This is a genomic window from Plantactinospora sp. A48 (assembly GCF_055793945.1).
The window spans coordinates 29,757-55,478 of the sequence record NZ_JBTIXF010000036.1 but is presented as its reverse complement, the minus strand read 5'-3'; the positions used below and the strand labels follow the sequence as shown (position 1 = coordinate 55,478).

The 25,722-nt window shown below is 69.0% G+C and carries 18 protein-coding genes and 1 pseudogene; 9 read left to right on the top strand and 10 right to left on the bottom strand.

Features of this window, described 5'->3' with window-relative positions; translation table 11 throughout:
• The first annotated feature begins 2 nt into the window (after nucleotides 1-2).
• The 3 genes from ACXN5W_RS19065 (at nucleotide 3) to ACXN5W_RS19055 (ending at nucleotide 2,377) form a co-directional block, all read left to right on the top strand.
• Nucleotides 3-650, top strand: a complete 648-nt coding sequence (locus ACXN5W_RS19065) for a PIN domain-containing protein (protein WP_473159672.1) — start codon at nucleotides 3-5, stop codon at nucleotides 648-650.
• A 582-nt stretch (nucleotides 651-1,232) separates the two neighbouring features.
• Complete coding sequence (locus tag ACXN5W_RS19060; protein ID WP_473159671.1) at nucleotides 1,233-1,658, top strand: NADAR family protein; 426 nt, start codon at nucleotides 1,233-1,235, stop codon at nucleotides 1,656-1,658.
• A 53-nt stretch (nucleotides 1,659-1,711) separates the two neighbouring features.
• On the top strand, nucleotides 1,712-2,377 hold the full coding sequence (locus tag ACXN5W_RS19055; protein ID WP_473159670.1) for a YdcF family protein: 666 nt from the start codon (nucleotides 1,712-1,714) through the stop codon (nucleotides 2,375-2,377).
• A gap of 12 nt (nucleotides 2,378-2,389) precedes the next feature.
• Here the strand turns inward: ACXN5W_RS19055 and ACXN5W_RS19050 are convergent, their stop codons facing one another.
• A complete protein-coding gene (locus ACXN5W_RS19050; protein WP_473159669.1) occupies nucleotides 2,390-2,575 on the bottom strand; it encodes a hypothetical protein in 186 nt (61 codons plus the stop codon).
• A gap of 588 nt (nucleotides 2,576-3,163) precedes the next feature.
• Here ACXN5W_RS19050 and ACXN5W_RS19045 point away from each other — a divergent pair.
• Nucleotides 3,164-4,570, top strand: coding sequence for a non-reducing end alpha-L-arabinofuranosidase family hydrolase (locus tag ACXN5W_RS19045; protein ID WP_473159668.1), 1,407 nt, complete (start codon nucleotides 3,164-3,166; stop codon nucleotides 4,568-4,570).
• Nucleotides 4,571-5,030: 460 nt separating this feature from the next.
• Nucleotides 5,031-5,510, top strand: coding sequence for a hypothetical protein (locus tag ACXN5W_RS19040; RefSeq protein ID WP_473159682.1), 480 nt, complete (start codon nucleotides 5,031-5,033; stop codon nucleotides 5,508-5,510).
• Between the two features lie 51 nt (nucleotides 5,511-5,561).
• Here the strand turns inward: ACXN5W_RS19040 and ACXN5W_RS19035 are convergent, their stop codons facing one another.
• On the bottom strand, nucleotides 5,562-6,005 hold the full coding sequence (locus ACXN5W_RS19035) for a hypothetical protein (RefSeq protein ID WP_473159667.1): 444 nt from the start codon (nucleotides 6,003-6,005) through the stop codon (nucleotides 5,562-5,564).
• Nucleotides 6,006-6,222: 217 nt separating this feature from the next.
• Between ACXN5W_RS19035 and ACXN5W_RS19030 the strand changes: the two are divergent.
• Nucleotides 6,223-7,000 (top strand): annotated as a pseudogene (locus ACXN5W_RS19030) (transposase family protein).
• 681 nt (nucleotides 7,001-7,681) lie between these two features.
• Here the strand turns inward: ACXN5W_RS19030 and ACXN5W_RS19025 are convergent.
• Nucleotides 7,682-8,239 (bottom strand): hypothetical protein, encoded by a 558-nt coding sequence (locus ACXN5W_RS19025; RefSeq protein WP_473159666.1) that lies wholly within the window; start codon nucleotides 8,237-8,239, stop codon nucleotides 7,682-7,684.
• Nucleotides 8,240-8,775: 536 nt separating this feature from the next.
• On the opposite strand from ACXN5W_RS19025, the gene ACXN5W_RS19020 reads away from it, so the two are divergent.
• Nucleotides 8,776-9,084, top strand: coding sequence for a hypothetical protein (locus ACXN5W_RS19020; protein ID WP_473159665.1), 309 nt, complete (start codon nucleotides 8,776-8,778; stop codon nucleotides 9,082-9,084).
• Nucleotides 9,085-9,239: 155 nt separating this feature from the next.
• Here ACXN5W_RS19020 and ACXN5W_RS19015 read toward each other — a convergent pair whose 3' ends face one another.
• Together ACXN5W_RS19015 and ACXN5W_RS19010 are read right to left on the bottom strand one after the other, a co-directional pair.
• Nucleotides 9,240-9,650, bottom strand: a complete 411-nt coding sequence (locus tag ACXN5W_RS19015; protein WP_473159664.1) for an NUDIX hydrolase — start codon at nucleotides 9,648-9,650, stop codon at nucleotides 9,240-9,242.
• 171 nt (nucleotides 9,651-9,821) lie between these two features.
• Nucleotides 9,822-15,236 carry a glycoside hydrolase family 9 protein gene (locus ACXN5W_RS19010; protein WP_473159663.1) on the bottom strand — a complete coding sequence of 1,805 codons (5,415 nt, stop codon included), beginning with the start codon at nucleotides 15,234-15,236 and terminating at the stop codon, nucleotides 9,822-9,824.
• Nucleotides 15,237-15,754: 518 nt separating this feature from the next.
• Here ACXN5W_RS19010 and ACXN5W_RS19005 point away from each other — a divergent pair.
• Nucleotides 15,755-18,547 carry an Hsp70 family protein gene (locus ACXN5W_RS19005; protein ID WP_473159662.1) on the top strand — a complete coding sequence of 931 codons (2,793 nt, stop codon included), beginning with the start codon at nucleotides 15,755-15,757 and terminating at the stop codon, nucleotides 18,545-18,547.
• A gap of 204 nt (nucleotides 18,548-18,751) precedes the next feature.
• Here the strand turns inward: ACXN5W_RS19005 and ACXN5W_RS19000 are convergent, their stop codons facing one another.
• Genes ACXN5W_RS19000 through ACXN5W_RS18990 form a run of 3 tightly spaced genes read right to left on the bottom strand, consistent with a single transcriptional unit; the run spans nucleotide 18,752 to nucleotide 22,130 of the window.
• Nucleotides 18,752-20,923, bottom strand: coding sequence for an FtsX-like permease family protein (locus tag ACXN5W_RS19000; protein ID WP_473159661.1), 2,172 nt, complete (start codon nucleotides 20,921-20,923; stop codon nucleotides 18,752-18,754).
• On the bottom strand, nucleotides 20,920-21,609 hold the full coding sequence (locus tag ACXN5W_RS18995; RefSeq protein WP_473159660.1) for an ABC transporter ATP-binding protein: 690 nt from the start codon (nucleotides 21,607-21,609) through the stop codon (nucleotides 20,920-20,922). Before ACXN5W_RS18995 ends, ACXN5W_RS19000 begins: the two co-directional genes overlap by 4 nt.
• Nucleotides 21,606-22,130 carry a PadR family transcriptional regulator gene (locus ACXN5W_RS18990; protein WP_473159659.1) on the bottom strand — a complete coding sequence of 175 codons (525 nt, stop codon included), beginning with the start codon at nucleotides 22,128-22,130 and terminating at the stop codon, nucleotides 21,606-21,608. Before ACXN5W_RS18990 ends, ACXN5W_RS18995 begins: the two co-directional genes overlap by 4 nt.
• 154 nt (nucleotides 22,131-22,284) lie before the next feature.
• On the opposite strand from ACXN5W_RS18990, the gene ACXN5W_RS18985 reads away from it, so the two are divergent.
• Nucleotides 22,285-22,611: a hypothetical protein gene (locus ACXN5W_RS18985; protein ID WP_473159658.1), complete on the top strand. Its 327-nt coding sequence runs from the start codon at nucleotides 22,285-22,287 to the stop codon at nucleotides 22,609-22,611.
• Between the two features lie 70 nt (nucleotides 22,612-22,681).
• On the opposite strand, the gene ACXN5W_RS18980 is transcribed toward ACXN5W_RS18985, so the two are convergent.
• Complete coding sequence (locus ACXN5W_RS18980; RefSeq protein WP_473159657.1) at nucleotides 22,682-23,923, bottom strand: FUSC family protein; 1,242 nt, start codon at nucleotides 23,921-23,923, stop codon at nucleotides 22,682-22,684.
• 96 nt (nucleotides 23,924-24,019) lie between these two features.
• Nucleotides 24,020-25,486 carry an NADP-dependent phosphogluconate dehydrogenase gene (gene gndA / locus ACXN5W_RS18975; protein WP_473159656.1) on the bottom strand — a complete coding sequence of 489 codons (1,467 nt, stop codon included), beginning with the start codon at nucleotides 25,484-25,486 and terminating at the stop codon, nucleotides 24,020-24,022.
• Nucleotides 25,487-25,722: the final 236 nt, after the last annotated feature.

The following is a 25,722-nucleotide window of genomic DNA, read 5'->3' as shown; positions in this document are numbered from 1 at the left end:
CGGTGTTTACGGCCCTCCTTGACACATGCGTCCTCTGGCCCAGTCTTCAACGCGACTTCCTGCTGTCCCTAGCGGTTGAGGGAATGTACCGCCCGGTGTGGAACAGGGTCGTCCTTGAGGAACTGGAATACGAGGAGCGGGCAAAGTGGATCGGGCGAGGGCAAAGCGAGCCCGAGGCAACCCAGCGGGCGCGAGGCCTCATTCAGCAGATGCGTAAGCACTTTGACGATGCGGAGGTCACCGGGTGGGAGGGCCTGGAGGGTACGTACGGCCTTCCCGACCCGGACGACGAGCATCTGGTGGCCGCAGCGTTTGTGGCCAACGCAGGGGCCATCGTCACCCACAACATCCGAGACCTTCCGCAGGGCAAGATGCCCGCCGGAGTCCAGGTGCTTCCGCCACAGGAGTTCGCAGCGAACACCACTTCCCTCGACCCCGTGAGGGCTCGCTCCGCTGTAAGCGCTATTGCGGGCCGTTCAGGTAGGGTGGGTCCCGCTCGTACCGAGGACGACATTCTTCGAATTCTTGCCGAGCGATACAAGATGACTGCTGCAGTTGACATGATGCGCCGAGCTTCCGGCAAGATGACCGTGCGGCCCCGCATCGGTGAGCTGTCGAGCCAACCGGTGTTTCGTGGCGGCGCCTCGTAGGTGATCCGACCCGCCCGGCAATCTCGGCTCGGTCCACCCTGGTACGTCGGTGCGTCCGACACGGCGGTCACCCGGAAGACCAGGGCACGGTCACCGGCGAACTGCACCGACGCCCGACCGTCGACACGGACCACATCACCGGGTACGGGAACCACGACGCTCCTTCACGAACGCTCGTTGGATGGGCACCGAGGCGAGCGGGCTTCGTGAACGACCGCAGATCGGGGGTGACGCGGCCTGCCAGCACCCGCCCCGGTGCCGCTCTCGCCACCACGGTGCGCGGTGGTGACAGAGGGAGTGAATCCGGTGACAATCCGTGTCGGGAATCGGTGCAGGAGTCTTGCGACAGTTGCCTGACAATCGAGCGACATCGAGGGCGGTAGACAAGAGAGATGATCGACCAGGAAGCCGTTGTCGAGGCCAAGCGGACACACTCGGCCGCCAGCTCGCCGCCCATCGGGAGGCGCAGAGGCTGAACCAAGACCAGCTTGCCCACCACATCCAGCCCGGCTGACGCCACACCGATCTCTGCAACCGGTTGCGGCTCTGGTGGACGACCTACGCGATGAGGAGGTGTAGCCAATGGCGATCAGGTTCTACACGCCCAAGTTCTACGTCTTCAACAACTTCTCCGCGCACGCGATCGAGTATCGGGGGAAGCGCTACCCCACCTGCGAACACGCCTACCAGGCCGCGAAGTGCCTCGATCCCGAGGCCCAGGAGGCGATCCGCAATGCTCGGAGCCCGCTGGAGGCCAAGCGATTGGCGAACGAGACATACAAGGCCGCGAGGGACCCCGACTGGGACCGCAAGAAGGTGACGGTTGTCGAAGAGATCCTGCGCGCGAAGCTCGCCCAGCACCCGGAGGCGCAGGAAGCCCTACGCGAGAGTGGCGACGAAGACATCGTCGAGGACTCCCCCACCGACTACTTCTGGGGTGAAGGCGCGGACGGCTCCGGAAAGAACATGCTCGGCCGGCTCTGGATGAAGATCCGTGCCGGAAGCTAGCGTCTATCGACAGGCGGCTATCTTCGCGATCTCGGACTGAGAGAATCGGCCAAATGTCCGCGAGCGTACCGACGATCCCCGACGCCCACCGCGCCGATGTAGAACGCCTGTGGGGCTACCACCACATGCACCACGAGATCCGGCCGGTTGACGTCGGCGTCGGACTGGGCAGCCACGACCTCGGCGTCGCCAAGGTCGCCACCGACCTCTACCACCGGGGTATGTATCCGCTGCTGGTCTTCACCGGCGCCAACGCCTCCACCACCATCGGGACCTTCCCGCGCGGTGAGGCCGTCCACTATCGGGAGTACGCCGTCGAGCACGGCGTACCAGCCGACGCGATTCTCATCGAGACCGAGGCCCGCAACACCGGCCAGAACATCGAACACACCCGTGCGTTACTCGCCGCACACGGCATCGACGTCCGCTCCGTGATCCTGATGAGCCGCCCTTACCAGCAGCGCCGCGCCTACGCGACCGCCAAGAAGTTGTGGCCCGACGTCGAAGTGATCTGCGCGTCCCACCCGCTCGCCTTAGACGACTACGTCATCGCCATCGACGATACGAAGAAGGTCATCGACATGCTGGTCGGCGATACGCAGCGCATCGAGGCGTACGCCGAAGCTGGCTTCGCCATCCCCCAGGACATGCCCGACGAGGTACGCGCCGCCTACGCCCGCCTGGTGGACGCCGGCTACACCAGTCGACTCCTGCCGTAGCCGATGCCGTGCTCACGCGACGCCAGCCCGGCGGGGGGCGTACAGATCGGCGAGGCAGTCGTCCAACTCGTCGTCGGACTCGAACGCGTCCGGCCGAGCCAGATTGTCAACGGGATCGATCGGCCGCACACCCTGCCGGCGGGCCAACTCCTTGGCAGGCACATGCTCAGCGGTCGGCCACTCCGGGTTGCTCGACACCAGCCCTCACCCTCGTCCGCCACAGACCGTCTCATCATCGCGCGCTCGAAGCCGACACTCCTTCGTCTGGAGACGGACGGACTGGGCAGCCAAGCGGCGCGGGACAGGCCGCCGCGGGACGGGGCGCAAAGCGCTGCTGCCAGTCCCGCAGTGCCTGCTTGAGCCGGGCGTTCTCCGCCCGGAGACTCGCCTCGGCGTCGGATCATGTGACCGGGTAGGTCGACGCCCCAATCGTTCAAAGGCGAACGCGGACTCAGCGAGATTATCGGAAAGACCAGCGGCCGCCGTTACGTTCCGTGACTGGTGACGCGGCGTCGAGCTGACCGGCCCATCCGCTTCTGGCCGAGATGAGTGCGTCGGTGTCGGGTGACCAGCCGGAATGCTCCGTTTGTGGAAGATTTGTCCGAAAGAGCCTGGCGCAACCACACATCTATTGATGTGTCTAAATCTGAAGCTCGATTTTGTTGAAAGTTCCGTAGCGCCCTCGTGACATACGAGTAACGACTGTAAAGTCAACAACGCGGTCTGCTCGGCCCTGAGAGCCGTCACCCCCCACTCAGGAGAGAATCTGTGAACAGATCCAGACGAATGAATGCCGCTCTGGCCTCGGTCGGCGCCGCATTGCTCGGATCAGCTGCGCTCACGGTAGCGTTGCCGGCCAATGCCGCCGCAGCCGGCTGTTCGGTCAACTACACCATCGCCTCGCAGTGGCCGGGCGGATTCGGCGCCAACGTATCCATCAAGAACCTCGGCGACGCGTTGAGTAGCTGGACTCTGACTTGGACATACAGTGCCGGGCAGACCGTCACCCAGTCGTGGAGCACGTCGCTGACTCAGAGCGGTGCCTCCGTCACAGCCAAGAACGTCAGCTACAACGGCTCGATCGGCACGAACGGCGAGGTGTCATTCGGCTTCAACGGCTCGTCGAACGACAACAACCCGATCCCGACCGACTTCGCCCTCAACGGCGTGGCATGCACCGGGCAGCCGACCAGCCCGCCGGTCACCCCCACCTCGCAGCCGCCGACCAGCCCGCCGGTCACCCCCACCTCGCAGCCGCCGTCGAGCCCGCCGGCCTCCTGCGAGCTGCCGACGTCCTACCGCTGGACGTCGTCCGGCCCGCTGGCGCAGCCGAAGGCAGGCTGGGCGTCGCTCAAGGACTTCACCATCGCGCCCTACCAGGGCAAGCAGCTCGTGTACGCCACCACCCACAGCACCAGCGCCACCGGCGGCTACGGTTCGATGGGCTTCAGTCCCGTCGACAACCTCAACCAGCTCAGCACGGCCACCCAGACCGGCATGACCCAGAGCGCCGTCGCGCCGTCGCTGTTCTACTTCGCGCCGAAGAACATCTGGATCCTCGCCCACCAGTGGGGTCCGACGTCGTTCTCGTACCGCACGTCGACCAACCCGGCCAACGTCAACGGCTGGTCGGCCCCGCAGCCCCTGTCGACCGCAAAGGTCACCGACCCCGGCACCGGTGCGATCGACCACACGATCATCGGTGACGGCCAGAACATGTACCTGTTCTTCGCCGGTGACAACGGCAAGATCTACCGCCAGATCATGCCGATCGGGAACTTCCCGGGCAGCTTCGGTTCCAGCTTCACGACGATCATGAGCGACACCTCGGAGAAGATCTTCGAGGCGCCGCAGGTGTACAAAGTGCAGGGCCGCAACCAGTACCTCATGATCATCGAGGCCCACACCTCCTCCTGGGAGCGCTACTTCCGCTCGTTCACGGCGACCAGCCTGGGCGGCACCTGGACCCCGAACGCGGTGGACTACAACAACCCGTTCGCGGGCAAGGCCAACAGCGGTGCCACCTGGACCAACGACATCAGCCACGGCGAGCTGCTGCGCACCAGCGCGGATCAGACGAACACGATCGACCCGTGCAACTTGCAGCTGCTATACCAGGGCCGTGCCACGAACTCGAGCGGTGACTACGGCCTCCTGCCGTACCGGCCGGCTCTGCTGACCCTCCGCCGCTGATCCCATGACCAGGTGAGACAACGAAAGGCGGGCCTAGTTTCCACCAGGCCCGCCTTTCGACCACCAGCCCAGTGGCTGACGACTCCGGCGAAATCCGTGGGTTGGACGAGGGGCAGGCCCGGACTGTATCGACCAACCGCAGACCGCGATAGCCAAAATGGTGTGCCATTCAGGACCGGGTTGGACGGACGTGGAACCCTTGCCAGCTGCAGTCTCGAATGTCTTTCTGTGTCCGCGGTGAATAACGGTCGTAGGTCAGCCACGTTGGCATCTGACCATGGTTTCGGATCACGTGCTATCGGACCACCGGGACCCGAAGTCTTCAAGATCGAGTGTCCTCATTTGTAGCCGCCGTGCGTACGCTGCCGAGGATGTCACAGGCGGTTCGTCCCAGCCGCCGTTCAGGGACAGGGTCGGCAAGCGGCACGGTTCGGCCGTGCTTGTCGGCGTAACACATCCGTTGACCTTCGCGGATATCGGCGAGGTACTCATCCCGTTCCGGGTCGGCCCAGATGGCGGCAGCAGCGGGTTACCCGACCGGTCGGGTAACCCGCTGCTGAATCGTCTCGACCCCCACGACGGCCACCGTCTACTCGCTCCACGAGGGGACCTTGTCTGTGCGAGCGACTGGATGGCCGAGGCGAATGAAGTCGTGGCGCCCCGGCTCGGCCTACCTGCTCTACCCCTCGTCGGCTGGCCAGACGTCGACGAGGAACCCTCACGCGGCGTGCATTGGAAGACCGCACCCTTGACTCGATGGGCGGCCGGGCAGCCGTTCGTCTGGCTCGATGACGAGACCACCGACGCCGACCGGCGATGGGTGGCCGCACACCACCCAGAACCAGCGCTGCTGCACCGCGTCGACCCTTTTGTAGGACTGGCAGATACCGACCTTACGGAAATACACCAATGGCTCGACCAGTTAAACAAGACCGCATGATCGAGCGCACTCTTCTGCCGCCGATCGTGCGCGTCGGTCGAAGCCTCGCAATCACTTGCCGTGTCCCCGGCTTGGCCGTCTCGATCCGCCGTAAAGGTGGACGCGGTGGTCGACATGATGGTCGGACTCGCGTGAGACGAACCCGTCAGTCTTCATCTCGCCGTTCGCGATGAGTATCAGCCAGTCCTCGTAGTACCAGCTGGGATTGCAGGCGCAGGTGGTGACGGTGAACCGAAAGTTCGCCCGATACCGACCGATCTCCCCGGGCTTGAGCGCGAAGAGACGGGCCGGGCCACTCTGCCGCGGATAGGCGGCCCAGCCCGGTAACCGGTCGACGACCAGCATCCCGCTCTCCACGGACAACCAGAGGTCGAGATCACGGGCTTGATCCAGGCCACCACTGACTACGCCGTTGTGAGGCACGTACCGGGCTGCCTCATCTGCAAACACGTCGTGAATGACCACATCACCTGCTGGCATCGACGGCGGCAGCACCGCTGGGCTGCACAGACCCCGCCGGGCGTTCGCCGCTGGCGCTCCACGTGCTGCCGCACTCCAGCGCACACGCACTCGTTGAATAGTGATCACGGAACCTTTTCCAAGCTGATCGTGCAGGTCAGGGTGGGTGTGGCAGGACCGGTGATCGATGGTGCGATGCTCCAGGTAGGACAGCTGTCGACCAAGACTCGAAGCCCCGACCGGGAGCCTCGCCATGCTGTCCTACCCCGCCACGATTCCGTTGTCCAGCCGCACCCTGAACCACCTCGCCGAACGCATCCGCGGCCACCGCAAGCAGCGCCGATCCCGGTGGCGGCGCCTCGACCCAGGCCGGCAGGCGCTGCTGGCCCTGGCCCATCTGCGTAACGGCGACACCTACACCCGACTCGCAGCCGGCTTCGAGATCGGCATCGCCACCGCCTGACGCTACTCCAGCGATCGTCCTGCTCAGATCGGCAGCCGACGACCTGGAAACCGCGATGCGACGCATCCGGCTGCTGGCGTACCCGATCCTGGACGGCACGCTGATCCCGATCGACCGGGTCGCCGAACAGAAGCCCTACCACAGCGGCAAGCACAAACGCCACGGCGTGAACGTGCAGGTCATCGCGGACCCGGCCGGCCGGCTCGTGTGGGCATCACCGGCCCTGCCCGGTTCGACACACGACCTGACCGCCGCCCACAGCCACGGCATCATCGAAGCCCTGACCAGCTCGGACGTGATGACCTTCGCAGACAAGGGCTACCAGGGCGTCCACGGCAGCGTCCGCACCCCGTTCAAGCGGCACCGCTTCCGGCCGAAGTTGTCATCCAGGCAGAAGGCCGTAAACCGGGCCCACGCGAAGATCCGCGCCCGTGGAGAACGAGCGATCGCCACGCTCAAGACCTGGAAGATCCTGGTCAAGCTGCGCTGCTGCCCCCGCCGAACCACCGTGATCGTGCAGGCCATCCTCGTCCTGCACCACGTCGAAACCAACCGCCACGCACGATGAAAATGGCTCAATGACGAGCGCCTGGGCGTACAGACTGGTTCACGTCCAGCATCAGTGGGCTGAGGCAGCGAGAGGACGGCACGAAACGACATAAGGGCAGCAGCGTGCAGCAAGCTCCTGCTCATGAGAGGCTATCCAGCGTCTCACCGACCCTGAGACTTATGCCACCTTCGTCCCGAACGTGCCTGGGAGACGTCGTCGGATACAAGCGATGTTGCCCTACGCCGTCAGGGAACAGATCCGGCACACCGAGCGCGAATAACGGCAGAAGATGCCGGAAAGTGTCGGAAGGTGTTTTTTCAGCAGGGCAGAGGTCGTGTCGGGGATTGCCTGAGAGGTTGGGGAGCCGAGGCTCTTACTTCCAGTGGAACTGCACGAACCGACACTCGGACGGATCATGGACTTGGAACGACAGCTTGGATCGGGTGGAGCTGTCGACAGCAACGGGCGTGGACGAGGACGCCTATCGGCGGAAGCGTGCAGACAGTCGCCCAAAGTCGCGAACGCGGATAGACGAGCCAGACGATCCGCGCAGAGCTTGTAAGCGAGTGCTCAGGAGGCGGCAGAGACGTCGATCAGCTCGACCAGTTCGACCAGTTCGGATGGCTGCCGAAACGTTCTCATTAGGATCAAGGCGCTGCTTCGCGGCGCGGCGGGCTACCCCGTTAGTCGGGAAATCCGTCAGGGAGAGGTTGGCCAGTCCCCGATGGACCAGGGTTCCGCAGCCGCGGCCTGCTCTGATCCGACAAACCAGGCGCCTGAGGAGACGTTGATCGGCTCGTCTACCCAGGGCTGGACGGCCGCAGCAATCTCGGTCGTTATCGACCACTCGTCCATGACCCACCCCTCGGGCGTTATCCGTACGTGCTCTCGAAGCAATGTGATGATCTCTGGCGGCAGGGTCCATGACCGTTCGAGGTAGCCGTCCGCGCCGAACTTGCTGATGACATTGACGGCGTATCCGCGCCCGGCTCTACCGCCGAGATCCCGGTGTCGCTGGTCGACGCCGAGGCAGGCGACGACGTCTGACATGTCCTCCGTGAGGAAAAGTTGGAATTGGTAGGGCGGGTCAGTGGCGGTCACAGAGCCGAGATGCAACGGCAGAGCATCCGCAGCGGCCAACGACTCAACGGCCAGGTCGAAGCCGAGAGTGGGAATCCCGGCCCTCCGGGTGTGGCTCTGCCGCCGGCGATAGCTGGCGAGGAAGTAGTTCGCTGGCAGAGGATCGTCGTAGACCACGAACGGCGCACCATCTCGAAGCGCGGCCCTACAGGCAGCATGCGCATCGTGTGAGCCGGATAGGAGAGATACGAGACGATCGCGATCCATATCGAGGACCGTACAACTGGAGTTCGATGTTGTGGGCCAGCTCGGGCGGCGCCGGGAGACGGACTCGATGCCGTGACGATCGCGACTCGGTCGGCCACCGTCCGGGCTGGGACGATCGGCTGCCGCGCCGCTCCGCGGCTTGCCATCGGCTACCGGAGTCCAGGCGCGCGGGAAGCCGGGAGCGGTAAGCCACCCATCGCCGGACAGCCACACGCCACCGCGCCCGGAGCACGTGCCAGTAGCCGGGGTCCCCATCGGTGATGATCGGGCACCACCACAGCCCCGCTGACCGGGCACTCCGGGCAGACCACGACGCTCGGAAAAGATCTTCCAAACTGACGGTGTGGGTTCGATTCCCGTCGCCCGCTCCACACCTTCGGCCAGGTCAGCGGCACGCTCCGCGTACCCGGGCCGGTGTTGTTCCAGGTGTCTACTAACCTGACGCGGTGTCAATCGACAGCAGCGAGTTCGAGGCGTGCCGCCAGCTTCTCACCTACCGTGCGGGCATCTGGCTCTACCGTTTGGCGATCCTCCACGCTATTTATCCGTTGCCGTTCCGGCTGGCGGGGGTGCGGCTGATGCACTCACGAGGGGCAGCCCTGATGGCCGCCGTCGGCGCCATCCTGATTTTGGCCGCCCACCGTCTCGTTCTCCACTCCCATCAGCGAGCGGAGTACACCAGCGACGGCTATGACCCGGCCCGGCCGCCGAGGGGACTGGTTGCCCGAGACGTGTTCCGCCTGACGTACTGGTAACCGCATCGGCGCGACCACCCCTGCGGTGGTTGTGGGGTTCGCCGTGCTGAGCGTTCCGTGCCGAGTGCAGGCGTCGGGGGACGACGCCGCAGTGGAGGCGGCCGTTCCGGTCGGAGCTACGGCTTGGGACGCATGTTGATCACACAGATCGGACGTCAAGGCTCGGTAGCCATCAGGCCTGACTCCACCAGCCGGGAGATCAACTCCTGGATCGCGGAGGCGCACCTGTCTGCGTCCGCCGCCGAAAACCATGCCACCTCAGCGATCTCGCCGAGTGCTGTCGGCTCTCCGTCACTCGGGCCCGTGAAGCAGACGAGCCGGACATCCGTTTCTGGCCGCCCATAAGCGGCCGTGACTATCTCAGCGAATAGCGTCAGGTCGTCCAGTCCTAAGTTGATACCGACCTCTTCCGCAACCTCACGCACCGTGGCAGCCGCCAAAGTCTCCCCAGGCTCGGGCACCCCACCAGGAAGGAAGAACACATCCTGGCCATGCGGCCGCACCACCAACAGCCGTTGATGACGAAGGCAGGCCCACGTTGCCGCGGTGATTTCTGGGTTCGACACACCGTGACCCTACCGCCGGCCGAAATTCGTGACCGATCACGAGGTTTGCGCCGACCCCAGAACTCGCGCACCGCATCGGATTGTGCCCTTAAATGCTTCGTCAAGTCAGCCACGCGAATCGCGCGGCAATGCGCTGCCGGTGTTGTCACAGATGATTGCGAAGGCAATGATCTACACGAGGGTGTTGATGGCGTTGCCGACGATGATCCACTTGGCGGCGGTGTCGATGACGTATTCGCTCTCGAACCAGAGCATGCCGAACTTGTCCTTGGCTTCCGGCAGGTCGGGCATGATCTGGACGTAGCCCGGGACGACGCCGCCGGCCACGAAGGTGTCGTCGGCCCGCGTGTTGCCGTAGGCGTGCTCCACCGAGGACGTGCCCACGCCGGAGACCCACGACGTGTCGTTGTCCGGGTGGGTGCCGAGGATGTACGTGGCAGCCCGCAACGTGTAGTCCGCGCTGATCGTGTGCGGGTCGACCTTGTGCAGGAAGTACATCTTGACGCCCATGTCGAGCACCCCGGTGCTGCCACCCCACATGCCGACGGTGGGCGGCACGCCGTACGGGTTGTCGGCGACGGAGGCGTCGTACGCCCGCTTGTAGTCGGCGATGGCCGACCGGAAGTCGGACTTGAACGCCTGGTGCAGGTGGTCGAGCACGAACGCGGCCTTCCAGCCGCCGGCGCCGAACGACAGGTACCGGCCGTCGGCGACCTTCACGAGCGGCCACAGGGCCTTGATCGCGTCAAGGTACTTCTGGTCTCCGCCGGTGGCGATCAGCAGCTCGATGGCGGCGGTCCACTCGGTCGCCATCTGCCGCTGGGCCGCCGCGATCGCCCTGGTGTCGGTCGACGGGATCCCGTCCAGAGACAGGATCAGCGTCTCGGTGTCCCAGATGTGCCTGGCAGCCTCCAGGCACCGTGCAGCGAGCGGGGCGTCGCACTCCCCCAGCACGCTGGCCGCCGCCGCCAGCGCGTACGCCGCCGCGTACTGGAGGTTCGGGTCCTTGACCCCGACCATGGCGAGCCGGTCGTCCTGCCGGCCGGAGCGGCGGCCGTCGCGTTCGTTCTCGCCGAGGGACGGGTCGTAGCTGTACCCGTCGGTGTCCCGCGCCCCGTCGCCCAGGTGGGTGTACTGGCGCAGCGTGGGCACCTCGACGACCTTGAAGTTGTAGCCGACGGCGTCGATCCGGGCCAGGATGCCCAGGGCGCCGTGCTTGATCTGCTGGAGCAGGTCGGGTGTGCCGTCCGGGCGGTGCAACTCGACCATGCCGCCCGTGGTCTTGTCCCACTTGACGTCCAGGGTGTCGTACGCCGGCTTGAACTCGCGCCAGGCGATCGCCAGGTCCTCGATCACCCCGGCGTTGCGGACGGCTTCGACGTCGAAGTCGCCGGCGTCGTACCAGCCGCCCACGGCCAGGCCGGGGATGTGCTCCAGGGAGTGGTACGTGGTGTTGGTCCGGCTGGTGGGCGCGAAGTTCTGCCCGTCGAACCAGGTGCCGTCGTAGGGCTGGCCCCGGAACGGCTCGCCCAGCAGCGGCCACATGATCGCGTCGTCCATGTGCGAGGCCGCGTGTGTGATTTTGTAAGCGTCCCGTACGGCGATGTGGTCCATCTGCTTCGCGAGGTATCCGCTGAGCGTCTGCTGCCAGCACTTCGCGTACGCGTCGGCGGCGATCACGAACACCTCGGTGCGTACCCCGGCGTAGTTGATCCGGTAGACCCCCGCGGCGGTGACCTTCGAGAAGTCGAAGTTCCGGTAGTCGTAGCGGAGCCAGCGCCTGGCCCGGCCCAGCCGGCCGATGAAGACCGTCGTGATCGTCCCGTCGGCGTTCACCCGCTCCACGCTGGCCGTCTCCGGGCCGCGCTGGTTCGGGTCCAGCTCGATGATCGCGACCTTGGACTGCCTGGGCACGTAGCCGGCCTGGCTGTGCCCGATGTTGGGCCGGCGGGTCCAGTTCTTTTCGACGTCGGCCCGGATGTGCCAGACCAGTCGGGTGCTGCCCGCCTTGAAGACCGTCCGCACGACGAACCAGCCGTTCTGGGCGCGGTTCCGTCCGTCCAGCAGTTGCAGGTCGCCGCTGTCGGAGGTGATCCGGATCCGGTTCTGCGGATCCTCGGGCGCCAGCGTGATGGTCCGGCCCGTGGTGAGCGGGACCGGCTGGTGGTCGCCACGCTCGGAGTTCCACTCCTTGACGTACCAGGCCTGGTCGTCGGTGCGGGCCCGCTCCTTCGGTTCCATGTCGTCGAAGGGCAGCAGCGGGATGACGCCGAACTCGTCGTACCGGCCGTCGCCGTTGGTGTCGGTCTGGAAGGTCTTCGTCCGGTAGCGGTCCGGGATGAACTCCAGGTTGAACCCGGCCTTGCCCACCAGGTCGGCCGGCAGCGGCTTGTCCAGCACCACTGTCAGCTTCACCCCGCCGGGCTCGGGCGTCGCCTTCAGCGTGTAGTCCACCGGAGGCTTCCGGCCGTCCTTCGTGCCCGGCAGGGTGAGCGTGGCGCTGACCGTCCGGGTCGCCTTCTGGGACGAGCGCGCCTTCAGGATCGGGGCGGGGGTGGCGTCCCACTGCTCGGGGGTGGGCAGCAGGTGCAGGTCGCCGTTGGTGGCGATCCGTTCGCCGTGCAGCACCAACTCGACCCCGGCGCAGTGCTGGTCACCGAAGACGCCCGAGAAGGTCTGGTTGTACATGAACAGCTCGAAGCCCGGGGCGGTCAGGGTCTCGTACGGCAGTCCGGTGGTGCCGGACGGCGTCTCCCGGACCTTCATCAGGTACCTGCCGGTGAAGTCCCGGGCCGGCGCGGCGGTGCCGGCCGCGGCGGCGGTACGGCCCGCGGCGGTCCGGGCGGAGTCGGCGGCGGTACGGGCGGCGGCTGCCTCGTGGGCCAGTTCGGCGGCCATCCGGGCGGGTGCGATCCAGAGGGCGACCGAGCCGATCGTGGCCTCGTTCTCGGCCCAGAGGAAGGCGAAGTTGTCCAGGGACTCCGGGAAGTTGGGCCGGAAGTTGATGTATCCCGGCACGATCGAACCGGGGATCTTGCCGCCGTCCGCCCGGTTGGAGTTGTACGGCAGTTGGTGCGAGTTGACCCCGACGCCGGTCACCCACGAGGTGTCGTTGTACGGGTGGCACCCCAGCGTGTAGTTGACGCCGCGCAGGATCACGTCCTTCAGCGGTTCGAGCCCCGGAGTCGAGGTGCCGAGGTTCCTCAGCAGCATGGTGGCGTTGAACCCCACCTGGTACTTGCCGGTGCCCGGTCCCCAGGTGGCGGTCAGGCTCTCACCGAACCCGAACGGGGTCGTCGGGTTGTACGCGTACGTCCCGGCCGCGGCGATGGTCGCCTCCCGGACCTGGTTCCGGTAGCCCGGCTGGACCTTGTCCATCTGGTTCAGTACCAGTGCGGCGGTGTAGTAGTTCGTGATCGGCAGGAACGTGTTGAACGGGTTCGTCGTCCCGGCCGGTGCCTTGGCCAGCAGTTCGACGAGCTTCGCCGTGTAGAAGGCGTACCGCTCGGTCCTGCCGTGCGCCTCGGTCGCCAGGATGAGCTGCACCAGGGTGTTGAAGGCGTTGCCCCGGACGCCCGCGTTGGTGCCGTCGATGGCGGCCTGGCCCTCCTTCGCCCAGATCGCCTCGGCGGTGGCCAGGCAGTCGGCCGCGAACGCGTCGTCGTGGCCCTTGAGCACGGTGGCCGCGCCGGCCATGCCGATGGCCGCGCCGCCGAGCAGCGCCGTCGGGACGACCCCGCCGAACGCGTTGCGGTAGATCATCAGCATCCGGTCGTCGTTCCGGCCGGAGTAGACCTTCCCGTCCCGCTCGACGATCTCGTTCTCACCCAGACTCTTGTCGTAGATGTACCCGTCGGTGTCGGTCGAGCCGTCGCCCAGGTGGGTGTACTGGCGCAGCGTCGGCACCTCGATCGTGCCGACGGCGATGCCGACGTTCTCGATCAGCGCCCGGATCTGGAGAGCACCGTGCTTGACCATCTGGACGATGTCCGGTGTCCCGTCGGGCCGGTGCAGCTCGGTGGTCCCGCCGGTCTCCGGGTCCCAGGTCACCGACAGGGTGTCGTACCCGTCGAGGTTGTCGAACGTCTCGGCGGTGTAGATGAGGTTCTGCAGCACGCCGATGTTGCTGCCGATCTCGATGTCGAAGTCGCCGGCGTCGCACCAGCCGCCCTGGTTCAGCCCGGGGATCCGGTCGCCCGGCTTGAGACCCTTGTCCTTCACCACCTGCGGGATGGTCGGTTCGAGCGCCACCGCCTGACCGTCGAACCAGGGGATGTAGTTGCCGGTGGTCGGTGAGTTGGCGAAGGGTTCACCCAGGCGGCAGTCGTCCAGGTGCTGGGCACCGTGCCAGATCCGGTAACCCTCGCGTACCTGCATGTGGTCCATGGCCACCGCGAGGAACCCGCTCAGCGCCGGTTGCCAGCTCCGGTCGTAGACGTCGTCCGCGATCGGGAAGACGTCCGTGCGCCGGCCGTGGTACTCGATCGCGTACATGCCCGGGGTCCGGACCGAACTGAAGTCGAAGTCGCGGTAGTTGTAGCGGGCCCACGGCCGGGCCGCGCCCAGCTCACCGGTGAGCACCGTCGGGTAGCTGCCGTCGGCGTTCAGCCGGACCAGTCTGGCGGTGCCGGGGGCGTCCCTGTCGTTGACGTCGATCTCCATGACGGCGACCTTCGACAGGCCCGTCGCGTAGCCGGCCTGGCTGTGCGCGATGTTGGGTTCGCGTACCCAGTTGGGCCGCACCGGGGCCTTGACGTGCCAGGTGGCCACCGTCTGGCCGGCCTTGGCGTCGACCGGGATCTTCGAACTCATCGTGAACCAACCGTTCTGCGAACGGTTGCGGCCGTCGTAGAGGGACAGCAGCTCATCCGACTCGACCGTGAGCTTCACCAGCTCGTCCTCGGGGGCCAGCGCGAACTTGTGGCCGCGAGCCAGCGCGCGTGGCTGGGCGTCGCCCTTCTCGGCGTTCCACTGGTCGACGTACCAGGCGTTGCCCACGAGCTTCGGCCGGGGCCAGTCCTCGTCCATCGGGTCCTCCGGCGACAGCGGGAAGACGCCGAAGGTGTCGTAGCTGCCGTCGCCGTCGCTGTCGACCTGGTAGCTCTTCGACCGGTAGAGCGAGGGGATGAACTCCAGGTTGAACGCCGCCGAGCCGGCGAGCTGCCTGGGCAGGTCGTCGCGGAGGATGACCTCCAACCGGACCCCGCCGGGCTCGGGCGTGGCCCGCAGGTCGTACCTCATCGCGAGTTCGGTGGGTACGGTCGGGCCGGTCGCGTAGACGTACCGCATGGGCAGGGTGATGACGTTGTTGACCCGGTCGTACTGGCGCGGACCGCCGGTGGCGGCGATCGGCGAGGAGGTGGCCGGGGTCGCGGCATCCCACTGCTCCGGTACGGGAAGCAGGTGGATGTCACCATTTCCGGCCACGCGCTGACCGTGCAGCGTCAGGGTGATGCCGCTGAGGTGCTCATCGCCGAACACCCCGTTGTATCCATTGTTGTACATAAACACGTCGACACCCGGATAGGTCAGATAACCGTAGTTGACCCCACCGATCGTGTCGGATGCGTTATTGCTGATTGTCATAAGATATTCGTCATTAAATTCGGCCGGCCCGGCCTGCTCGAGTGCCTTCCCGGCCGCCGCCGGGGTTGACGGCCCCAGCAGCGCCGCCGCGCCAGCAGCACCGACCGCTGCGGCGCCGCCGACGATCAGGCGGCGCCTGGTGACCCCCGTTACCGGGAGTTCTGGAATGCCGGCGGTCTCGTCCATGGATGCTTCCTTCCCATTGGTCGCACGTCCGTCGACCTGCCGCGCCAATCGCGACCGGAGCAGTCCGCTGACGGATGAAGAAGGGGACACCATCGGCCCGGAGTGAGAGGAAGCAGGGACCCGCTACTTCCGTTTACCGAATGATTAGGCAATCGACGATCATGATACTGCCGGAAACATCCATCCGTAGGTAACAGTACGATAACAGGGCGTGTGGTCGCCGCACCGCTTCGTCGATGCGGTTCCCTCCCTGACCGGATCATCAGGGCGGGTGTCCCGGCCGCGTACGATGCGGGGCCGAAGATCCTCAGTATCCGGCGGAGGTACCGGCAATGGCCGACCAGCACGACGGGTTCGCCCTGGCCGTCGACCTCGGCACCTCCAACACCGTGGCGGTGCTACGCCGACCCGACGGCCGGACCCGGCCGCTGCTGGTCGACGGACGGCCCATCCTGCCCTCCGGCGTGTACGCCGACCCGCAGCGACGGCTGCACGTCGGCGCTGACGCCCAGCGACTCGCGCAGGCCGACCCCACCCGGTACGAGCCGTACCCGAAGCGCCGGATCACCGAACCGACGATCCGGCTGGGCGCCGAGGACTACGCACCGGCGGAACTGCTGGCCGCGATCCTGCGGGCGGTGGCCGAGGCCGCCGTCGGCGCGGTCGGTTTCCTGCCGACAGCCGTGGTCACCTGCCCGGCGACCTGGGACGCCACCCACCGGCAGGTGCTCGCCGACGCCCTGGTCCGGGCGGGCTGGCCGCCGGCCGCCGAGCACACCATCTCCGGACCGGTGCCCCGGGGCACCCGGCTGCTGCGCGAACCGGTGGCCGCCGCCCGCTACTACACCCAGCTGCTGCACCGGCCCGTGCCGGTCGGCGAGACGATCGCGGTCTTCGACTTCGGCGGCGGCACACTCGACGTGGCCGTACTGCGTAACGAGGGCGCCGATCCGTGGGGCGACTCGGGCTTCGCGGTGGTGTCGGCCGGCGGCGCCGAAGTGGGTGGCGCGGACCTCGACGCGGCGGTCGCGGAGCTGATCGGCGCGCGGGTCGCGGCGGCCCACCCGGCGGACTGGGACCGGCTGACCACACCGACGTCCGCCACCCAGTGGCGCAACCGGCACCAACTCTGGGAGAACGTCCGGGGTGCCAAGGAGATGCTGTCCCGGGCCACGGTGGCGCCGATCGCCGTGCCGGGCCTGGACGCGGCGTTCGAGCTGACCCGGGACGAGTTGGAACGGGCCGTGCGACCGCTGCTGACCCGGGCGGTGGCGCAGACCCGCGAGGTGATCACGGCGGCCGGCGTCGCACCGGCGCGGCTGTCCGGGTTGTTCCTGGTCGGTGGGTCGTCCCGGATGCCGCTGGTGGCCCGGCTGCTGCACGCCGAACTCGGCGTTTCGCCGACCGTGCTGGAACAGCCGGAGCTGCCGGTCGCCGAGGGCGCGCTGACGGACCTGCCCGGACCCCGGGTGGTGGCGCTTTCCGGCGTACCGGGGATGCCGCCGGCCGCCGCGCCCAGCCCACCCGCACCGGCTGGACCGGCAGTACCGACTGGACTGGCTGGACCGGCTGGACTGGCTGGACCGGCACCCGGGGTGGCCGCCGTGCCGATTCCACCCGGACCGACCAGCCCGGCCGGACCGCCGATCCCGCCGGTACCAGTCCACGGCGGAGCCGGTCGGTCCGGCGGACCCGGGTACGGTGCGGCGGACGTACCCGGATCGGGGGTGCCCGGGTCGGTGCCACCCGGCGGGGTACCGACCCGGCCGGCACACCGGCGGGCCTGGTGGATCGCCGCGGGCGCCGCGGTGGCGCTCGCCAGCGTGGTGGTGGCGAGCGTGCTCTACCTGACCCGGGATCGCTACCCGGACCTCGCCTTCCAGCCGCTGGCGGAGCTGGCCCGGGTCGACGTCGGCCAGGACCGGCCGGCCGAGATGTTCACCGCGCTGTTGGATGACCGGGCCTATCTCGGCTACTCCCTGGCCGACGACCAGCTCGAACTGGTGGCCGTCGACACCCGCACCGGCGGGGAGAAGTGGCGGAAGCGGATCTCCACTCCGGCCGGCGACTGGGATCGACTGGTCGCCGTACCCGGCGCGCTCGCCGTCGTCGCCGACGCGTCGGGCGACGACACCCCACGCGACCTGGTGGTGCTGGACGGCCGGTCCGGCACCGAACGGTGGCGCCGGCCCGTCCGGGGCGACGACGACCTGCTGTTCACCGCCGAGACGGCCGTGCAGGTGGACCGGACCGGAGGCCGGTTGGTGGGCCTCGACCTCGGCACCGGGAAGGAACGCTGGTCGCTGCCCAGCCCGCGCGACTCCTCCGGGTACGCCCGGACCAGCGTCCATCCGGTCACCGGCGCGGACGCCCTGGCCGGGTCGGCGGGCTTCTCGGGCCGGCCGCGCCACCCGTGGCGTGGCGCGGCCGGGCAGCTCGTCCAGATCGGCGCGGATCACTCGGCCCGGCTGGTCGACATGGACCGGGGCACGGTGGTACGCGGCCGGCCCAACGTGGCGAGCCCCGACGATCTGGTCACGGCGTACGACGGACACCTGTACGTGGCCAACAACGACGGGGGTTACCGGCTGCTGGCGTACGACCTGAAGGGACTCGGGGAGCCGACGGTGCTCTACACGGCGCCGAACGACCGCGCCCGCCCGGCGGCCCTGGTGCCCTGTGGCGACGCGCGGGCGTGTCTGCTGGAGACGCGCGACTTCGACGCGACCACGACCGAGGTGGTCGCCGCCGCCGAGGGAACGGCTCCGGTCCGGATGGCCGCGCCGCACGCCACCGGGCTGGTCCCGTTCGGTGACCGCCTGCTGGCCCAGCGGACCTCCCCGGAGCCGGCGGCCACGCTCTTCGACCCGCACGGCAAGGTGCTGCTGCGCGACCGGGACGGCGTGGGGGTGCGGCTGGACAAGGGCAACCTGCTGTTCTTCGCCCAACAGCCCAGCTCGTCCACCGACGACATCAGCGTCGCGGGCGTGTGGTCCCGGTCCGGCAAGGTGGCCGAGCTCGGCCAGCTCCGGGACGTACGCGGCGAGACCTGCTCGTGGGACTCCCGCGTGATCGTCTGCGGCGCCGAGCGGGCCTTCCCGCTCTACCGCCTGACGTCCGGCTGACCGACCAGGCGCCATCAGCACGCCGGCCCCACCGAACCCGCCGGTCGCCGGCCGCCGGTCGCCGGTCGCGGGTCGCGGGTCGCGGGTCGCGGGTCGAGGGTCGAGGTCGAGGTCGCCGCCGGCCGAGCGCGTCACCCTCGGGGCGTCAGGAAGGGCCCCTTCCTAGACAAGAAGCGATAACAAGGGGCCCTTCCTTTCAGCGGGTCATTCGTTGCGGGCGGTTTCCGGGCCGGTGATCCGGCGCAGCAGCGGCATCGTGCTCGCGATGACGGCCAGCGAGATCAGCAGGCCGGCGGCCACCAGCGCGTACCAGCCGAGCCCGGGCGGGCGCAGCGAGTAGTGCATCTGGGCGCGCAGGAACAGGTACGCGGTGAGCAGACCCGCTCCGATCGCGACGGCGGCCACCAGCAGCAGCGGTACGGCGGTCTCCAGCGCGACCACCCCGCGCAGCGCCCGCAGCGGGACGCCGGTGAGCCGCAGCAGGCTGAACGGCCGCCTCCGCTCGGCCAGGCTGCCGGCGATGCTGACCGCGAGCCCCGCGGCGGCCACCACCATGCTGGCCACGATGATCACCTCGGCCAGCCGCTGCCACGCCACGAGCGCCTTGTTGACGTCGGATTCGAAGTCGCCCGGCATGTTCGGCGCGAAGCGGTTGTCGGGATAGGCCCGCTCCAGCACCGTCCGGGCCCGCTCCACCGTGGACTGGGCGCCGTCGGTGTCCAGCAGGATCCAGTACACCGGCAGCCGCGCGAACTCCGCCTCGGACATCGGGACGGCCGGCCACTGCGCGGGCGGCGGCGCACCGCGCCAGCCGGTGAAGTCCGGCCACACCCGCACGACGGCCGCCCCGGGCGGGCAACCGCCCCGGCCCGGCACCCGCAGCACGTCCCGGCAGCTGGCCAGCGTCTCCGGCTCGTTCGGCCGGTGCTGCGGATTTTCCCGCAGCACGGTCAGGTCGCGTACCCCGGGCAGGGTGTCCAGGCCGCTCACGCCGGCGGCCGGCTGAGCCGACTGCGGGTCGGCGAACCACATCTGCATGGTGGTGCCCGTCCCGGAGCCGCCGTCGTGTGGACCGCGTTCCCAGACGATCGTCGAGATCACCCCGGTGGCCACGGTGGTGACGAAGAGCGCCAGGGCCAGCCCGCTGACCGCGCGGAACGCCGCACGTGGATCGTCGGCCAGCCGGCGGGCGGCCACCAGGGTGGCCAGCCGGCGGGACCGCGCGGCCAGCAGCCGGGCACCCATCATGGTGAGCCAGGGCCCGGACAGGACGAGGCCGGTCATCACCAGCAGGATCCCGGGCAGGAAGGTCAGCAGTTGGGCGGTGCTGGTCTCGGGCCGCCGGAACAGCAGGTAGCCGAGCAGCACCAGCCCGAGCAGCAGCGGGAGCAGCCGGTACGCCGACGGCGGTCGCGGGGTGACCCGCCGGCTCACGCCCAGTGGGGAGATCCGGACCCGGCGCAGCGCGAGCCGGGCCGCGAGCGCCGCCGCGAGGGGCACCCCGAGCGCCACGACGACGATGTCCACCGGGCGCACCGCGAGGTCGTCCGGGTAGAACCGGTTGCCGGTGAACGGGATGGTGGCCAGGACGCCGTGCAGTGCCGCGTACACGCCGAAGCCGAGCGCCGTGCCGACGGCCGCCGCGAGCGCGGCCTCCACGGTGGCGATCAGGGAGATCTGTCGGGGGGTGGCGCCGACCAGCCGCATGGCCGCGTACCGCTGTTCCCGGCGGGCCGCGGACAGCCGGGTGGCGGTGCCCGTGAAGATCAGCAGCGGGAAGAGCAGCCCGGCCGCGACCGCGCCGAGGACCAGCTTCAGCGCGTCGGCGCGGACCGGCGGCGTATCGGTGTTGAACCGGCTGAGCTGGATGGCACCGTCCAGCGCCGACAGCTCGGCGGGGTTACGCCCGACCACGACCATCAGGGTGTCCGGGTCGGGCACCGCGGCCCGGCCGAGCGTGCCGACCAGCCGGCCCGGGTAGCGGTCGGCGAGCTGGTCGGCCGGCATGGTGCCGAGCAGGTCGGCCAGCGCCGGCGAGGCGTAGTACTCGCCGGGTCCGGGCACCCGGGGCAGTCCGGGTGGGACCGGGGAGTGCGGTCCGGTGGCGGCCAGGTCGACCCGGGTGACCAGGGTGTGCCGCACGTAGTCGTCCCGCTTGGCGGCCCACAGCGGGTCCACGCCGGGCACCGGGGTGCCGGCGTCGGGGGCCGGGGCCAGCCAGGCGTACCGGGGGTTCTGCGCGTTGACGGCGTTGACCCCGGCCACGACCGCGAGCAACATGCCCACCCCGGCGGTCACGGCGAGGACGATGATGACCAGTCGGGTGACCGCTTCCCGACCGCCGGCCAGGGCCAGCCGGAATCCGAAGCGGATCATGACGCCGCCCGCACCGGCTCGTCGGCGGTGACCCGCCCGTCGCGGACCAGCACCGTCCGGTCGGCGTACGCGGCGACCCGGGCCTCGTGGGTGACCAGGATCACCGTCGCGCCCTGTTCCCGGGCGCCGTCGACCAGCAGGTTCATCACCTGTTCGCCGGTGAGGGTGTCGAGGGCTCCGGTCGGCTCGTCGGCGAACAGCACCTCGGGTCGGGCCACCAGGCCGCGGGCCAGGGCGACCCGCTGCGCCTGACCACCGGACAGCTCGCCCGAGCGGCGGCGCTCCAGGCCGGACAGGCCGAGCCGGTCGAACCACGGGCGGGCCCGGCTCAGCGCCTCGGACCGGCGGAGGCCGCCGAGCAGCAGCGGCAGCGCCACGTTCTCCTCGGCGGTCAACTCGGGGACGAGCTGACCGAACTGGAAGACGAAGCCGAAGTGCTCGCGACGCAGGCCGCTGCGGGCGGTTTCGCTGAGGGTGTCGAGGCGCTGCCCGTCGAAGTGGACTTCACCGGAGTCGGGGACCAGGATGCCGGCGAGGCAGTGCAGCAGGGTGGACTTGCCGGAGCCGCTGGGCCCCATCACCGCGACGACCTCGCCGGGCCGTACCGCCAGGTTGGCGCCGCGCAACGCGGGCGTCGCGCCGAACGACAGGGCGACGTTCCGGGCCTCGAGCGCGTACGCCGTCATCGCCGCACCGCCTCGGCGAGCGCGCTGAGCCGGGCGGCGGTGGTGTCGATCCACCGCAGGTCGGCCTCCAGGTGGAACAGCCCGTGGTCGGCGAGCAGGGCGTCGACCAGGTTGCCACCGCGCCGGATCTCGGTGAGTTCCCGCATCCGGCGCAGGTGGGCCTGGCGCTGGGTGTCCAGGTACTCCTCGGCGGGCCGGTCGAGCATCAGCGCCAGGGTGACCTTGGTGAACAGCACGGTCTGCAGGTGTGGCTCGGCCTCCACCGGCTCGGTCAGCCAGGCGTCCAGTTCGGTCGCGCCGCGCTCGGTGATGACGTACCGCTTGCGGTCCGGCCCGTCACCCGGGGCGACCTCGCTGACCACCACCTTGCCGTCCCGGGTCAGCCGGCCGAGCGTGGAGTAGACCTGCCCGAACGGCAGCGGTCGGCCCCGGCCGAAGTAGGTGTCGTAGTCGCGCTTGAGGTCGTAGCCGTGGCTCGGTTCCCGCTCGAGCAGGCCGAGCAGGGTGAGGGGAACGCTCATGCCGGCCACTATAACCCGCGTGTATAACCCGCGTACATACACCCGGGGTAGTCACTTCGCCAGGGACCTTCTGACCGGCCGGGAGTCACTGCCGCCCGCCCGGACAGGCCGACCCGCACCCACCAGCGTGGCGGCGGTCGGGCACCCTGGTCCGGTGGAGGCCGAGGTGCGGAGTCAGCGGGGATGGCGGAAACTGGCTCGCGATGTCGGGGTCAACGTCGTCGCGAACCTCATCGCTGCCGCGATCATCTATCTGATCGCGGTGGCTGGTGGCTATCTCAACGCGAACCGGTGGATCATCGCGGGGATTCTGACCCCTCCCATCCTCCTGGCCGGTGTCTCGGCAATGGTCTACAGCGTGGTTCTGGCGGGGCGGTGGGGACAATGGCGATGGCTCGTGGCGCCCACGGTGCTCCTGCTACTGGCGGGAACGGTGGTGGTTCTCGGCTACCTCCGCATGTGGGCAGATCCGGCACTGTAAACAAGCCGGGCTTCCCGCTCTGGGACGTGGCTGATCTTCCTCGCCCCGCACCCGGTCCGAGGGCTCACGGTCAGCTCGCCTCCACGTCCGAGGCGGGCGCGCCGGACCGCTCGTTGGCCGGACCGAACTCGGCGGCCCGCGCGGCGACCCGATGCACCATGTCGTTGGCCTCGGTCCGGCCGATGCCGGAGGCCCGCAGCAGGTCGCTGGTGATCGTCCGGACCTGGGCCACCACCACGGTGCCGGAGAAACCCAGCCCCTGGTCGTACGCCGTGGCCGCCTCGCTGACGGCCAACAGGGCGGTCCGCCGGGTCCGTTCCGGGGACCGGCCGCCGCGGGAGTCCCGGCCCAGTTGGCGCACCGCCTCGGCCAGCCGTCCGATCGCGGTCGACAGCTGGTCCGGAGCCGGTTCCCCGTCCTCGATCAGGGTGACTGCCCGCCTGATGAGTGACTGGCCGTTCCCGGCGGCCCGATCCACCTGCTCCACCCCGGTGGCGACCTCGTCCAGCACCTGGCGCCGGTGCCAGTGGACCGGTCCGAGCGAGACCGCCTCCTGGGCACCGCTCAGCGCCTCACGGATCCGCCCGATGTCGGTGGCGATGTCCCGCAACCCGTCGAGGGCCCGCTGCGCCGCCACCGCGTCGCGCTCGGCGAGAGCCCGAGCAGCGGCTCCGAGCTGCTTCGCAAACAGTTCCGCGGCGGGACCCATCGAACGGTCGACCATGCGCATCGGGTTCAGCGGCACCAGCAGGATCACCACGGCCAGGCCGATCGAACCACCCACCAGGGCGTCGACGATGCGCGGGAACTCCAGCATCCCCGACCTCGGGGACAGGGCGGCGATCAGCACCGCCGTGCTGCCGGCCTGGGCCACCAGGGTGCCCCGCCCGCCGACCAGCAGGGCGATCACGATGGCCAGCCCGACGATCAGGCCCAGTTGCCACCAGCCGGTGCCCAGCTGGTTCACCAGGAAGTCGCCGACGGCGACGCCGAGCACCACCCCGATGACCAGCTCGACGGACCGCCGTAGGTGCTGCCCGACCGACGAGACGATCACGCCGACCGCGGCGGCCGGCGCGAACACCGGCGACGGGTTGTCCAGCACGTCGTGCGCCATCATCCAGGACAGGCTGGCGGCGACCGCTCCCTGCAACGCGAGCATCGCCGTGAGCTGGAGTTGCCGGATCCGTTCCCGGGTCGTCGCGGCGGTGCGCCGGCGCAGGTCGGCGAGCACCGCGTCGACGTGCAGGCGCCGCGGCCCGGCCGCATCCCGCCTCCGCGCGGCGTCCGGTCTGTGCCGCTGGGACGCCATGCCGGGCGGATACCCGCCCCAGCCGAGGTTATGGCTCCTCCGGTGGTCGGAGGGCGCCACCGGCCCGGAGAGCGGGGCCGGTGGCGTCCCGACGACTCAGGCGGGTGACTCGGCGCGGTCGCCGGCCCACTCGGTGTGGAAGGAACCGTCCCGGTCGACCCGGCGGTAGGTGTGCGCGCCGAAGTTGTCCCGCAGGCCCTGGATGAGCGCGGCCGGCAGCCGGTCCCGGCGCAGCGCGTCGAAGTACGCCAGCGACGAGGAGAACGCCGGTGCCGGCACGCCGTACCGGGCGGCGTCCCCGACGACCCGCCGCCAACTCGGCACGCCGTCCGTCACGCCCTTGGCGAAGTACGGCGCCACCAGCAGGCTCGGCAGGTCGGGCTGCTCGTCGTACGCCTCGCGGATGCGGTCCAGGAAGCGGGCCCGGATGATGCAGCCGCCCCGCCAGATGGTGGCCAGCTGACCCCGGTCGACGTCCCAGCCGTACTCGTCACTGCCGGCCTCGATGTGGTCGAACCCCTGGGCGTACGCGACGATCTTCGAGGCGTACAGCGCCCGCCGGACGTCCTCGATGAAGGTCTCCCGGTCGCCGGTCGCCCACGGCGCGGGGGCGGCGTCCACCTCGGCGAAGGCGCGGACCGCCGCCGCCCGCTGGTCGGCGTGCCCGGACAGTGACCGGGCGAAGGTGGCCTCGGCGATACCGGTGATCGGGATGCCCAGGTCGAGCGCGCTCTGCACCGTCCACCGGCCGGTGCCCTTCTGCTCGGCCTGGTCCAGCACGATGTCCACGAACGGCCGCTTGGTCGCCGCGTCGGTGTGCGCCAGCACATCCGCGGTGATCTCGATGAGGAACGACTCCAGGTCACCGGAGTTCCAGCCCGAGAAGATCTCCGCGATCTCCGCCGGCTCCGCGCCGAGCCCGGTCCGCAGCAGGTCGTACGCCTCGGCGATGAGCTGCATGTCGGCGTACTCGATGCCGTTGTGGACCATCTTGACGAAGTGCCCGGCGGCGTCCGGTCCGATGTGGGCGCAGCACGGCGTGCCGTCCACCTGAGCGGCGATCTTCTCGAAGATCGGGCCGAGCTTCTGGTACGACTCGACCGATCCGCCCGGCATGATGCTCGGGCCGTTCAGCGCGCCTTCCTCGCCGCCCGACACCCCGGTGCCGACGAAGTGCAGCCCGTGCTCACGCAGCGCCTCCTCCCGCCGCCGGGTGTCCGCGTAGTGCGCGTTGCCGCAGTCCACCACGATGTCGCCGGCCTCCAGCAGCGGGATCAGCTCGTCGATGACGGCGTCCGTCGGCGCACCGGCCTTGACCATCACGATCACCGCACGCGGCCGCTCCAGCGAGGCGACGAAGTCCGCCAGCGACTCGCTCGGCACGAACGTGCCCTCGTCACCGTGCTCGGCCACAAGGCTGCGGGTCCGCTCGGGCGACCGGTTGTGTACCGCGACCGGGAAGCCGTTCCTGGCCAGGTTGCGGGCCAGGTTGCGACCCATGACCGCCAGTCCGGTCACCCCGATCCGCGCCGTGCCACGAGCGGGGGTTGCCTGTTCACTCATTCGTTTCGCCTGCCTGTCGTCGCCGGTTTGCTCGGGCCGCCACCACCGCGCCGGCCCCGGGTGCCGGTACCACTCGCGACGGCCGGCGAGCTTCCGCACCCATGGTAGGTACGGCCGAACGGGCCGGGAGGAGCACACACCGGGCCGTCCGACGGGTGGAACCGGGCCACAGGCCCCTGCCGGAACCCACCGGACCGGCGTTCGCTTGGGGTGCGCGGAGAAATCCCGCCGCGTTC

Coding starts and splice junctions, on each gene's coding strand:
- ACXN5W_RS19010 (WP_473159663.1), bottom strand. CDS start 15,236: ATGACAATCAGCAATAACGCATCCGACACGATCGGTGGGGTCAACTAC.
- ACXN5W_RS18980 (WP_473159657.1), bottom strand. CDS start 23,923: ATGGCGTCCCAGCGGCACAGACCGGACGCCGCGCGGAGGCGGGATGCG.
- ACXN5W_RS19060 (WP_473159671.1), top strand. CDS start 1,233: ATGGCGATCAGGTTCTACACGCCCAAGTTCTACGTCTTCAACAACTTC.
- ACXN5W_RS18990 (WP_473159659.1), bottom strand. CDS start 22,130: ATGAGCGTTCCCCTCACCCTGCTCGGCCTGCTCGAGCGGGAACCGAGC.
- ACXN5W_RS19000 (WP_473159661.1), bottom strand. CDS start 20,923: ATGATCCGCTTCGGATTCCGGCTGGCCCTGGCCGGCGGTCGGGAAGCG.
- ACXN5W_RS19055 (WP_473159670.1), top strand. CDS start 1,712: ATGTCCGCGAGCGTACCGACGATCCCCGACGCCCACCGCGCCGATGTA.
- gndA (WP_473159656.1), bottom strand. CDS start 25,486: ATGAGTGAACAGGCAACCCCCGCTCGTGGCACGGCGCGGATCGGGGTG.
- ACXN5W_RS19005 (WP_473159662.1), top strand. CDS start 15,755: ATGGCCGACCAGCACGACGGGTTCGCCCTGGCCGTCGACCTCGGCACC.
- ACXN5W_RS18995 (WP_473159660.1), bottom strand. CDS start 21,609: ATGACGGCGTACGCGCTCGAGGCCCGGAACGTCGCCCTGTCGTTCGGC.
- ACXN5W_RS19045 (WP_473159668.1), top strand. CDS start 3,164: ATGAATGCCGCTCTGGCCTCGGTCGGCGCCGCATTGCTCGGATCAGCT.